The organism is Desemzia sp. FAM 23989 (assembly GCF_045528345.1).
Lineage (GTDB): Bacteria > Bacillota > Bacilli > Lactobacillales > Carnobacteriaceae > Desemzia.
Genome location: NZ_JBGQQT010000001.1, coordinates 43,666 through 56,242 on the forward strand (window position 1 = coordinate 43,666; position 12,577 = coordinate 56,242).

General features: G+C 36.8%; 12 protein-coding genes and 1 pseudogene. 9 read left to right on the forward strand and 4 right to left on the reverse strand.

Annotated elements, in window-relative coordinates; genetic code table 11:
- Positions 1-40: 40 nt before the first annotated feature.
- Positions 41-394 (forward strand): YlbF family regulator, encoded by a 354-nt coding sequence (locus ACEN36_RS00185; protein WP_407095715.1) that lies wholly within the window; start codon positions 41-43, stop codon positions 392-394.
- A 174-nt stretch (positions 395-568) separates the two neighbouring features.
- Here the strand turns inward: ACEN36_RS00185 and ACEN36_RS00190 are convergent, their stop codons facing one another.
- Positions 569-739 (reverse strand): hypothetical protein, encoded by a 171-nt coding sequence (locus tag ACEN36_RS00190; RefSeq protein ID WP_407095716.1) that lies wholly within the window; start codon positions 737-739, stop codon positions 569-571.
- Between the two features lie 258 nt (positions 740-997).
- Here ACEN36_RS00190 and ACEN36_RS00195 point away from each other — a divergent pair, with 258 nt between their 5' ends.
- From ACEN36_RS00195 to ACEN36_RS00215, 5 genes and pseudogenes are all read left to right on the forward strand, one after another.
- Complete coding sequence (locus ACEN36_RS00195; protein ID WP_407125737.1) at positions 998-2,242, forward strand: metallophosphoesterase; 1,245 nt, start codon at positions 998-1,000, stop codon at positions 2,240-2,242.
- Complete coding sequence (locus ACEN36_RS00200; protein WP_407125738.1) at positions 2,232-5,084, forward strand: AAA family ATPase; 2,853 nt, start codon at positions 2,232-2,234, stop codon at positions 5,082-5,084. Before ACEN36_RS00195 ends, ACEN36_RS00200 begins: the two co-directional genes overlap by 11 nt.
- Before the next feature lie 85 nt (positions 5,085-5,169).
- Entirely contained in the window at positions 5,170-6,138 is a 969-nt protein-coding gene (locus ACEN36_RS00205; protein ID WP_407095719.1) for a 3'-5' exoribonuclease YhaM family protein, read from the forward strand.
- 162 nt (positions 6,139-6,300) lie between these two features.
- Positions 6,301-6,492 (forward strand): hypothetical protein, encoded by a 192-nt coding sequence (locus tag ACEN36_RS00210; protein ID WP_407102236.1) that lies wholly within the window; start codon positions 6,301-6,303, stop codon positions 6,490-6,492.
- Positions 6,489-7,343: pseudogene (locus ACEN36_RS00215) on the forward strand (DsbA family protein). The gene ACEN36_RS00210 and the pseudogene ACEN36_RS00215 overlap by 4 nt, the downstream one beginning before the upstream one ends.
- Positions 7,344-7,398: 55 nt before the next feature.
- On the opposite strand, the gene ACEN36_RS00220 reads toward ACEN36_RS00215, so the two are convergent.
- The 3 genes from ACEN36_RS00220 to ACEN36_RS00230 form a co-directional block, all read right to left on the reverse strand.
- Positions 7,399-8,418 (reverse strand): peptidylprolyl isomerase, encoded by a 1,020-nt coding sequence (locus ACEN36_RS00220; protein ID WP_407102237.1) that lies wholly within the window; start codon positions 8,416-8,418, stop codon positions 7,399-7,401.
- Positions 8,419-8,661: 243 nt separating this feature from the next.
- On the reverse strand, positions 8,662-9,039 hold the full coding sequence (locus ACEN36_RS00225; protein ID WP_407095722.1) for a YtxH domain-containing protein: 378 nt from the start codon (positions 9,037-9,039) through the stop codon (positions 8,662-8,664).
- The gene (locus ACEN36_RS00230; protein WP_407095723.1) at positions 9,036-9,470 is read right to left on the reverse strand and encodes an HIT family protein; all 435 of its coding nucleotides are present in this window, start codon (positions 9,468-9,470) and stop codon (positions 9,036-9,038) included. Before ACEN36_RS00230 ends, ACEN36_RS00225 begins: the two co-directional genes overlap by 4 nt.
- Before the next feature lie 152 nt (positions 9,471-9,622).
- Here ACEN36_RS00230 and ACEN36_RS00235 point away from each other — a divergent pair, with 152 nt between their 5' ends.
- From ACEN36_RS00235 to dat, 3 genes are all read left to right on the forward strand, one after another.
- The gene (locus ACEN36_RS00235) at positions 9,623-10,363 is read left to right on the forward strand and encodes an ABC transporter ATP-binding protein (RefSeq protein ID WP_407102239.1); all 741 of its coding nucleotides are present in this window, start codon (positions 9,623-9,625) and stop codon (positions 10,361-10,363) included.
- Positions 10,360-11,583 carry an ABC transporter permease gene (locus tag ACEN36_RS00240; protein ID WP_407125739.1) on the forward strand — a complete coding sequence of 408 codons (1,224 nt, stop codon included), beginning with the start codon at positions 10,360-10,362 and terminating at the stop codon, positions 11,581-11,583. Before ACEN36_RS00235 ends, ACEN36_RS00240 begins: the two co-directional genes overlap by 4 nt.
- A 94-nt stretch (positions 11,584-11,677) precedes the next feature.
- Complete coding sequence (gene dat / locus ACEN36_RS00245; RefSeq protein WP_407125740.1) at positions 11,678-12,547, forward strand: D-amino-acid transaminase; 870 nt, start codon at positions 11,678-11,680, stop codon at positions 12,545-12,547.
- Positions 12,548-12,577 lie beyond the last annotated feature (30 nt).

Genomic DNA, 12,577 nt, shown 5'->3' on the forward strand with positions numbered 1-12,577 from the left:
GATGCAACAGGTTACAATAATTTTCTAGGAGAGTGACTATATGAGTACAAACGTTTATGATACAGCTAACCAATTAGAAAGAGAATTAAGAGAATCAGAAGCTTATGTAAAATTACAAGCTGCTTTAGGAGAAATCAAATCTGATGCAGACGCAAGTGCGGTATTCCAAGAAGTTCAAGGGATCCAAATGAAATTACAACAAATGCAACAAAGCGGACAAGAAATTACTGAAGAGCACATTCAAGAAGCTCAAGTAATCTCTGAAAAAGCTGGCGCAAACGAAAAAGTTCAAAATTTGATGGAAGCTGAACAACAAATCAGCTCAATGATCGATGATTTAAACCGCATCATCATGCAACCTATTCAAGATTTGTATCAAGCTCAAGGAGAATAGTACCTAAGTTTGTGGAAAAACAAACTTCAGAATTGTTTCCATTGAAAAGGGTTGGGACAAAAGGTGAAATCCGTCTTTTGTCTTACCATATTGTCATAAATTAAGGATAAAAATAAAAAACTCATTCTCCAAATTTGATGAAAAGTGTCGTCAAATTTGAGAATGAGTTTTTTGTTATAAACTTTTGTCTTCATTTCTGTTTAGGGCATGTATGAATTGAATTTTTATAGGAACTCCAGTTTCTCTCTTCATCTGTATCAAATGCCCAAAAACAGTGATACCTATTTCGGATAAGACAAACAGAATGCTAAAAGCAATTCCGCTAACGGCTAGGTAGTTTAACATGAATCCTCTCTCCTTTTTACCGGGATTAGAAAAAATAGAACACTTTATAATGACTTTAACATTGATAGGTCTTTTTTTTAATAAAATGCTTTCTTTTTTAACTGTTTAAGACCATGTAGTTATCCTTTTTTTATATTCATGTAAAACCTGCAGCTAGTTTATGATAGGTTAAATATTTTTTTGCGCTTAAAAAAGAACATATGTGCGGTTTTTTGTGTATAATGAAGAAGACAATATTATAGAAAGAGGTAGAAGTAAATGGTGCAATTTATTCATGCAGCCGATTTACATTTAGATAGTCCTTTCAAAGGGATCAAAGGCTTGCCCGCTTTTATTTGGGAGGCTATATACCAATCTACTTTTCAAGCTTTAACTCATTTGGTAGATTTAGCGATTGAAAAGCAAGTGGATTTTATTTGTTTAGCAGGGGATATCTATGATGGAGAAGATCGTAGTGTAAAAGCGCAAGCTTATTTAAAAAAAGAGATGGTACGTTTAAAAGAAGCCGGTATTCCAGTGTACTTGATTCATGGGAATCATGATTACGTGGAGCAAAATGGATTGCAATTAGATATGCCGGATAACGTTACTATATTTCCATCAGCAGCAGAAACACTGCATTATGAAACGACTAAACACGAGAGAATTGCCTTAACAGGTTTTAGTTACAATAAACGATGGATCAGTGAACGAAAAATAACGGATTATCCGATGCGCAGCTCACAAGCAGATTATCACATTGGCTTGCTTCATGGCTACCAAGAAGGAAATGCTTCTGAACACGATAAATATGCTCCCTTTAGCTTGCCTGAATTAAGAAGTAAACAATACGATTATTGGGCTTTGGGACACATCCATAAACGCCAAGTACTCGGAGAACACCCGTTGATTGTTTATTCTGGGAATACTCAAGGTAGAAATCGAACAGAAAGCGGACCAAAGGGATGTTATTTGGTGACTTTGGCGAATAAAACAGAAAAGATAGACTTTTTTCCTTTAGCGCCTATTAAATGGGAAACGGTAGAAGTGTCACTCAAGGGTAAAAAATCGTTGCAAGAAGTCTATCAAGTTTTGAACGAAACAATCCGTACTTACCAAAATGAAATTCACAGCACGTTATTAGCGATAGAATTAACCAATACAAGTGATTTGATTGAGGGAGTGTTGCGTAAAATCCGACAAGGAGATTTGCTTGAAGGACTGCAACAAATTTCTCAAACCGTACCGTTTGTTTTTGTGGTTCAATTGTCTCTTCAATCGAAAAAGGAACAGACTCTGCCTTCTTTGGTTCAGCTATTTCCAGACGAATGGCAGCAAACGCTACAGGAACTTCAAACAGGGACGGCCTTCAAAGAGACCACCCAAAGTTTCTTTGATAGTCAACGCTTGAAGGATGTTTTGATTGACAGAGATGAAAAATACCGACAACGCATTGTTCAAATGGCCGAACAAGAAATACGTCAACAATTAGGTCACGAAGGAAGTGGCATTGATGAAGATTAAAGGAATAGAAATTTACGGATACGGCAAATGGGTAGACAAAAAGTTTACGGACATTGGCGAATTGCAAGTCTATTACGGACAAAATGAAGCTGGCAAAACAACGTTAATGTCTTTTATACACAGTATTTTATTTGGTTTTCCTACAAAACAGAGTTCTGAGTTGCGTTATGAACCAAAAGAAAGTACGCGCTATGGCGGCCGGCTGATCGTAGAAGAGACTCCATATGGTGGAGCCATAATAGAACGAGTAAAAGGGAAAGCTAATGGAGATGTCACAGTAACTCTATCCAATGGAGTAATCGGATCTGATGAGTTGCTGGAAAATATATTGTACGGCATAGACAAAAAGACTTACCAAACGTTGTTTTCATTTGATTTAGACGGCTTACAAGATATGCAGAAAATGAATGAAAAGAAACTCAATCGTTATTTTTTAAGTATCGGAACGTTAGGAAACGAACAATTATTGAGAGTAGCGGATAGATTTGAAAAGCAAGCTAATGAGTTGTTTAAGCCGACTGGACGAAAACCTGAAATCAATCAAAAAATTCGTCAAGTAGAATCCAAGCAAAAGCAGCTGCAAAAAGCAAAAGACAAAAATCAACAGTACATGGAGTATTACCAGCAAAAATCGCAGTTAGAAGAAGACATTCAAACAAGTAAAGAAAAACGGCATAAAATGGAAGCCGCGATCAGTCATTATCAAAGATTAAACGCTAATTGGAGTCATTATGCTGAGATGCAATCTATCCAACAACAAATAGCCAAAGAAAAATTAGCTGATCTGCCCGAAGAAGGATTGTACCAACTCAATAATCTACAAGAACGGATCCATGAGATAAAAGGAACAATCACCGATATTCATGAAGAATTAATGAGTATTCAAGAAAAACAAGAGCCTTCTAGAAAACTGAGCTTTTACTTCAACCATGAGCAATTGATTGAAGAACTGCTAGCTGAGTTAGAGGACATTCAGCAACAAGCTATGGAGCAAGAACAAGTGCAAACAGAAATCCATCAGTTGGAACAAGAATTGATCCAAGCGAAGTTTAAAGCAGGACTTTCTCCGGATAGTCCTGTTCCTGAACAGCTGACGGAGGAGAAGAGACAATTATTCTCTGCGTTATCCAAGGAATGGCAAGAGATTGAACAGAAACAAACTGCTGCTAACGAAAAAGCTCACTATTTAAATTATCAACATCAACATTTGTACCAGCAATTAGATCTGTTAGAACAACAATTGTGGAGTCAAGATCAATTTCAAGAAGCAGAAAAAGCATTTAAAAAACAACATTCAGAACAAAATACCTATATTACGTCTAAAGAAGTCCGCCGCTCCAAGATGAAGAATCAACCTAAACAAATGAGTTCCCTAGTCTTTGGTGTGCTGCTAGCAATAGTGGGATTAGTGATGAGCAATTTATTAGGCTATGGTTTGGTCGCTATGGGGGCCATATTAGCGATTTGGACACTCAGCTATTCGTTTAGTAAATCTCAAGAGGCTGCAAATGAGCTGTCTGCAGCGGAAAAGGAAGATCCGCTTGTTTCGTATGAATCTTTTGTACAGCAAAAAGAAATCAAAAAACAATGGCGCGAAAAATTAGCTGAGAATGATCAAGTAACGTTTGATTTGAATCAAGTAAAAGAATTGGAAATAGAACTGGAGAAAAAAATAAGTTTATTGAAACAACAGGAAAGATCGTTAAAAGAAGAACACGGCTATCCCTATTCTTTCTCTCTCATGGAACTTGAACGAGAAGAAGACCCTTATCGATCTATGCGTGAAATAGATCAGCAGATACGTCTCAAAGAACAGCGCATAGCAGTTTTGGAACAAAGCGTTTATTCTTGGAGGGATCAGACGAATATTCTTGAAGCTGTGATTTTTTTGGATTGGAATTCCTTACCGAGTATTATCAATGGAGTAAAACATTACAAAGAGGAAGTAACCAACGAAAGGATCCAACGCAATCAATTATTGCAGACTGAAAAAGAAATCCATACTCGATTGCAGCATTGGGACAAGCAGCAAAAAGAGCTGGAACAACAACGAACTAAACTCTTCCGTTCTATACAAGTTAAAGACGAAGATGAATTTCGCAAAAAGTATATTTTATTCCAAAATCTTACAGAGAAAAAGAATCGTTTAAATGTATTAGAGAACCAATTGACACAGGATATTACACTCTACAATCAATTTAAAGACCAAACGGAATTACAAGAAAACGTTCAGCAGTTAGCATCTGATATTCAAACGATGAAAGAAGCAGAAGAAGCAAAACTCAATGAAAAAATAAATTTTGAGTTATCTATGCAACGTTTAGAAGAAGGCGGAGAGTATTCGGTGCTGCTGCAAGAAGTAAGTAATTTGGAAAGTGAATTACAGTTATTGGTTGATCAATGGTCAAGTTACAAAGTGGCTGCCGCAATCATCGAACGAACGCTCAACTTAGCAAAAAAAGATCGGTTTCCTCAAACCATCAAGGATACTACAGCGTTCTTTCATTTATTGACAAGTGGAAGCTACCAAAACGTGTTTGTAGAAGAAGAAGAGCTGCTGGTGCAGCACCAAGATGGAGCCTTATTCAATGCCTCAGAATTGTCTAAAGGGACAGCAGAGCAGTTGTATGTAGCCTTACGCTTTGCTTTTGTTAAAAATACCAGTGACTTGGTCAAACTTCCTTTGTTGATCGATGACGGGTTCGTGAATTTTGATACTGCAAGGAAAAGTGAAATGCTTGAATTACTGAAAAAGATGAGTGAGACCACCCAAATACTTTATTTTACATTTGATGAAACGATCAAACAAACTTATCCAAATCAGCTGGTAGAAATGCTATAATGAAAACGTAGAAACTGTTGATGTTAGCTGATTTTAATACTAAAAAGCAACTTTGTGTAAAAGATTTATGACGAGGAGGAGTATGATGTCAGAAAAGAACTTGTATGATTACAATGTGGACGAAACGTTTGAGATATTTCTGTTGATCAAGTCTGCGGAGGTACGTGTAGCAAAAAATGGCAAGAAATTTATTGCCTTTACTTTCCAAGATAAAAGTGGACAAATGGATGGGAAGTTTTGGGATGCTTCAAATGAAGATATTGAAAAGTATGTTTCAGGCGCTATTGTAAAAGTATCTGGAAAAAGAGAACTGTACCAAGGGAATCCTCAAATCAGATTGTATAAATTACGTTTATCTTCAGTAGGAGAACCAGATTCAGCAGAACAATTTATCGAAAAATCCCCCATTAAAAAAGAAGATATGGTAGAGGAATTGAACCAAACTTTATTTGAAATTACAAATGCGCACTGGAATCGAATTGTTCGTCATTTATTAACAAAATACCAAAAAGAATATTTTGAATCTCCAGCAGCTAAAAGATTCCATCATGCATTTCATGGAGGTTTGGCATTCCATACTATTTCTATGCTCAGACTGGCTAAAGTTATTGCAAATCAATATGAGAATATCAATCAATCACTATTGTATGCAGGAGTCATCATTCATGATTTAGGAAAGGTAATTGAGTTGACTGGTCCTGTTTCAACCGAGTATACTTTAGAAGGTAATTTAATAGGGCATATTGTGTTAGTAGATGAAGAAATATCAAAAGCCTGTGCTGTATTAAAAATAGATGAACACAGTGAAGATGTACTTCTTTTGAAACATATGGTGTTAGCACACCATGGAAAACAAGAATTCGGTTCTCCTGTACAACCTAAATTGAGGGAAGCCGAGATCCTTTATCATATCGATCATTTAGATGCGACGATCAATATGCTGGATACAGCGTTGAGCCGCACAGAACCAGGGACATTTTCAGAAAGAATATTTGGATTGGAGAATCGTTCGTTTTACAATCCTTCTGTTTCAACTGCCCCAAAAAGCGAATAAGAAGTAGATGAAAATGACACCTATTCTGAAACAAAGATTGAAATAGACAGTAAAATATGGTTAACTATAGATAACTTACAAAAAGAAAGTATTTTAACGTATGGTTAAAATACTTTCTTTTCTATCATTTCGAGAACATTTTTTTGGAAGGAGAGGTTTTATTTGGAAAAAAAATCAGTTGATGTTTCCCAGATACAATCTGTATCGACTGGAAACGAAGCCTGGATATGTGATATCAACACAGGTATATGTGGTACGGTTTCTACTACTCAAGAAACGATTGAACCCTTACAAGTTGATTTTTTCAAAACAGTCAAAAATAATCAATCAGTTGAAAGAGAGGATAATGAATGACGCGTGCGACAAAATCAGTACCGACAGTAGACCTTTATTACGCAACAGATCCATTATGTTCATTTTGTTGGGCATTTGAACCAACCCTGCTTAAATTCCGTTACCAATATAAACATTATTTAGCGGCAGATACGATTTTAATGGGCGGTATGATTCCTAGTTGGGATACCTTTGGGGGAGACCCAGGAAATGGGATTTAAAAAGCTGCCGACGTCACACATCACTGGCAAGAGATTGGGCAATATACTAGAATGCCGATTGATGGAACGATATGGACAGAAAAACCCATTGATTCATCTTATCCCAGCTCACGGGTGTTTGAGATTGTACGACGAGACTTTCCCGAATCCGCTGACAAAACGTTACGCCAGATCCGTGAAGCAATCATGCTGCGCAATCAAGACATTTCAGAGAAAAGTGTCTTAGAGGCGATTCTGGAAAAGGTAGGATTGGATAGTCAAGTTATCCTTGAAGAAGCAGAAGGCGCAGCTGGACAAGAATTATTGGTCCAATATTTGCAAATGGTTCAAGCTTTACAAGCATCCGGATTTCCGACTGTTGTTTTGGTCAATAGTCAAAATCAAGGATTGAAAATTGTGGAAGCTCAACCTTTTGAAGCGTTAGTAAGTGCTCTGGAACAGATTTTACCAGAAGGAACGAGTCCAGTTCCTGAGACTGTTCCTAGTTTAACTGAAGTAGCGAAAGGTCATCCGACGTTAATGTCTAAAGAAATTGAAGTGTTGTATAATCTTGAAAAAGAAACAGTGCTTGAATTTGTAACTTCACAACTATCGGCTGATCAATTTGAAACAGAAATGATCATGAATGAAATGTATTATAAATTGCACTAATTGAAGATAAAGAAAGACCCGATCATTTTGATCGGGTCTTAAACTTTTTCTGAGATTATTCTTCAGAAGACTCTGCATCAGTTGATGCACTTGATTCATCAGCAGATTCTTCGCTTGATTCAGTTGATTCTTCGGACTCATCGGTAGATTCAGTAGATTCAGTAGATTCTCCAGATTCATCAGTAGACTCCTCAGACGTAGTACCTGTTTCTTCAGCAGGGGCTATGAAAGTATCCATGATGCCTTGTAAATCTTCGTCATTGATTTGGATATTTGCGTCTTTTAGAATGCCGGAAAGAATGTTGAAGACATATTCGTCATCCGCTAATTTTTCATTTATGATTTGTTCTGTCAATACTTCAGTTTCTTCTTCTAAAGTTCCCTTTTCAGGTTTTTCATCCATCTTAATAATGTGATAACCATAGGTAGATTGTACTGGTTCTTGAGTTATTTCGCCTTCTTCTAATGCCATTGCAGCTTCTTCAAATTCGGCAACCATTTCTCCAGTGGTGAAAGTTAATTGACCGCCATTAGCAGCAGTACCTTCATCTGTTGAATTTTCTTGAGCCAATGTTGCAAAGTCAGCTCCATTGTTTAATTCTTCAATCAATGAGTTAGCTGTTTCTTCGTCAGCTACTAAAATATGAGAAGCTGTCATTGGTGGAACATATGCATCGTAAGCAGCTTGAAGATCCTCATCTTCAATGGTTGTATTGTCTTTAACAGCTTCTTCAATTAATAAGCTGTAACGAATTAAATCTTTATAAGAATCAGCAGTGTAGCCTGATGAAGATAGAACGTATTCAAATCCCTCAGCTCCGCCATAAGCAGCAGCTTCTTCTTCGAATGCTGCGGCAACAGCTTCGTCATTGACAGCTTCTCCATAAGATTCTTCCAATACATCTGTAATGATCATTTGTTGAAGCGTTGCAGCTCCATATGTTTCTTTCATTTCTTCGTATAGCGCATCTTGTGAGATTTTGCCTGCTGTAGTGGAAGCCACTGTATCATCAGCACATCCAGCTAATGCAATTCCTGCTAAAACAGCTGTAGCTGTTAATAACATTTTCTTCATTCAAACACATCCGTTTCCTAATTTTCGCTGTTAATAAATCAACAACCTCGATTACTAATATAACACAATAGATTTGATAAAAAAATCTTCTCTGAGAAGTTTTCTATTAAAATCAATGAAAAATCATAGAAAAATCATACTCTTTGTCAAGTAAGTTTTTTTATCAAAAAAATACAGGCGAGATCTTAGGTGATCCACCTGTATAAGTATGCTGGTTTATCATTATTTAATGAACTGTGACGATTAGTTTTTTGTATCTTCTTGATTGGCAGAAGATTTCATACTTTCTGTCATATCTTGCACATCACTATTCAATTTGTTTGCTTGTTCTTGAATTCTGCGCATTCTAGGTTCAACTTCGTAAGAAAACTCCTGAACCGTTTCGTTCATGTCTTTGGCAAAATCGGTAGCCAACGTTTTTCCTTCATTTGTTAATTCTGAGATAGCACCTTTCAAGTCTTTAACTTTGTCCGTTACATCTTGGACCAAAACAGTCGTGTCATCTAAATAACTTTTCATCGCTTCACGATTTTGTTCACCGGTTCTAGGGGTTTTTAATAATCCGTATGCTCCACCTACGATCGCACCAAATACTAACCCGCTTGCTAATCCTATTTTCATACTGATTCCTCCATTTCATGTCGAATTGATTTAGCTAGTTGATCTAATTCTTCAGGAGAATAGTTCTCTGAATTATCTCCAAAATGAATACTGAACGTATCTTTTTCATCATAACGAGGCAACAAATGAATGTGACTATGGAAAACAGATTGGTAAGCTAATTTTCCATTGTTATTCATAATGTTCATTCCTTGAATGGAAGAGTCTGATTTTTTCAATCCTCTGGCAATTCTAGGAATACGTGAAAAAACTTCTTCAGCTAATTCATTATCGTATTCATAAATATCCGCTACGTGTTTTTTGGGTACCACTAAAGTATGGCCTTTAGTCACTTGTGTGAGATCCAAAAAAGCAACGACAACGTCATCTTCATACACTTTTCTACTTGGTATTTCGTTATTGATGATCTTACAAAAAATACAATCCTCCATGCAAATCCTTCTTTCTCAAATCAATAGTTTTACAAATCCGGAAATCTAACTTAGTATACGTCAAATGTATCATAAAACCGATTTAAAGTGAAATAAGACAAGCTTCTTATGGTACAATAAATAAAATAATGAAGTACTGGAGGATTACCTGAATGAGTTTAGAAGTAGCAAATGTCACTGGTGGATATAGCCAAGTACCAGTATTAAAAGATGTCTCATTTGAAATTGAGGATGGTCAATTGATCGGTTTGATTGGGTTAAACGGAGCTGGAAAAAGTACGACCTTAAAACACATCATCGGATTGATGGATCCTTTCAAAGGAAATATTACGATTGATCAATTAACCTTAAAAGAAAATGCTTCTGCTTACCGAAAAAAGTTTGGTTTTGTTCCTGAAACTCCTGCATTATACGAAGAATTAACCTTAAGAGAGCACATTGAAGTGACGGCCATGGCTTACGATATTCCTATGGAAGAAGCTATGAAACGCGCGGATCACTTATTAAGAACCTTTCGTTTAGAAAAAAAACTGGAGTGGTTTCCGGCGAATTTTTCAAAAGGGATGAAACAAAAAGTCATGATCGTTTGCGCTTTTTTAGTTGATCCAAGTCTTTACATCATTGATGAACCTTTTTTAGGTCTTGATCCTTTAGCTATCCATGCATTGCTGGAATTGATGGACGAGAAGAAAAAATCTGGAGCATCCATTTTGATGTCTACCCATATTTTGGCGACTGCTGAAAGATATTGCGACGGATTTATCATTCTTCATGATGGAAAAGTTCGGGCAAAAGGCTCCTTAGCCGATCTGCGGCAAGCTTTCCATATGCCGGATGCTAATCTAGACGAGATTTACATCGAGCTGACCAAAGAAGAAGGTCGTTCAGTATGAGTGTGGTAGACATATGGAAAAGACGCTTAGCAGATCATCAAAAAACGATGATGAAGTATTTGAAGTATGTACTGAATGACCACTTTGTCATCGTTTGTTTATTTTTATTGGGAGCATTAGGGTACGGCTACTCAGAAACGTTAAAAACGGTGTCTACAAATTTCATTTACGGACGTATGATAGCGGTAATTGTTTTTTCGAGTATCCTGTTTATTGGGAAATTAGCCACTCTAACTCAGTCAGCAGATATCGTCTTTTTATTGCAAAAAGAAAAGGAGATGGACGCTTATTTCAAGAAGGCTAAAGGCTACAGCATGATTCTGCCATTAGCTGTTATAGCGTTTATTTCGGCCGCTGTGATGCCTTTATTAGTAGCGACCAGTTCATTTATGTTTACGGACTGGATATTCTTTTTTGCTTACTTAGCTGTCCTGAAGGAAGTAGAATTAGATGCGCAATGGTTGAAAATCAAACAACCCATAGAAAAAGAGCGCAGCAAATTAACCATTCTGGTGATTCTTCTGGTCGTAGTGAGCAGTATGTTCGCGTTATATCTGCATCCATTAGCTGGTCTTGTCAGTGCTGTTGCAGGAAGTGTGTTCTGGCATTTCCAAATAGGAAAGGCTAGACAAATCTTCCGCTATCAATGGGAATACTTGGTCCAAAAAGAAACGGCACGTTTAAAATTGATTTATCAGTTTATTAATTTATTTACAGACATTCCAGCACTAAAAGGAACGATCAAACGAAGAGCATATTTTGACAACCTATTAAAGCGGATTCCATTAAAACATCAAAACACCTACTTGTATCTGTTTTCTAAAGCTATTGTGCGAGGAACTGAATATAGCGGATTAGTGTTTCGTTTGAGCTTGATAGGTGTTGTGGTGATTGCTTTGTTAGCCAATCCTCTGTTGAATGGTATGATGAGTGTTTTATTTCTTTATTTGACAGGATTCCAATTGATTCCATTGTATTACCATTACGATAACCATTTGTTATCCGTTTTGTATCCTGTTGATAAGAATCAGAAATTATCTGCGATGCAAACCATTTTGTTATTCTTACTAGTGATTCAAAGCAGTTTGTTTTTAGTGGCTAATCTATTAACAATGCCTATCGTTGTCAGTATAGGGTTATTTATATTAAATGTCCTGTTTAGTTGGTTGTTCAGTCGATTCTACTTAGCTTCCCGCATCAAAAAGCTCAATAAAGGGTAAAATCAAACAGACAAATAAAAAAAATAATGCATTTACGAAAAAAATTTGATAGGATAGAAAAAAAATAAAAATTTTTTAGGGAGAAGGAAAGCAAATGAAAGTCATCTGGAATGACCAAATTGTTGATAGAAGTGAAGTGAAAATTGATATGGAAGATAGAGGGTATCAATTTGCGGACGGGATTTATGACGTTGTTCGGGCCTATAATGGACAGTTTTTCACTTTAGATGAACATGTAGACCGTTTCTTTTCCGGCATGAATAAAATCGATCTGGAAGCTCCTTTTACAAAAGATGAATTGAAAAGCCGTTTAAAAGAATTGATCCAAATCAATAAAATCGATACTGGGAATGTTTATTTCCAAATCAGTAGAGGAATATCGTCTCCTAGAGACCATATTTTTCCAGACCCTACTGATGTGCCGCCGGTTTTTACGGCGTCAACGACAGTAGTCCCAAGAAATCAAGTTAAAATGACGAACGGTATTACTGCTGGTATTGTCCCTGACACTCGTTGGCTGCATTGTGATATCAAGTCCATCAGTTTATTAGGCAATATTTTAGCGAAGCATACCGCGCATAAAGAAGGTTTTGATGAAGCTGTTTTGCATCGAGATGGAATAGTGACGGAATGTTCTTCTTCTAATATGTGGATGGTAAAAGACGGCATAGTTTATACACATCCAGATGGTAATTTGATCCTTCCGGGGATCACTAAAATCGTTTTACTTAGAGCTGCAGAAAAAGCAGGCATCCCTGTAAAAGAAGAAACATTTACGTTAGAGGATCTGAAACAAGCGGACGAAGCTTTTTCTTCTAGTACGACTATTGAAGCTATGCCGATCATTGAAATTGACGGAGTAGCTGTAGGACAAGGAAAAAGAGGTCCTGTCGTTGAGAAGCTGCAACAGTACTTTGTGGCTGAGATCGAAGCTCAGTGTGGAAGTATAACCATCACTAACTAAGTTAAAAAAAGACACCCTGCAGGGGCTCAG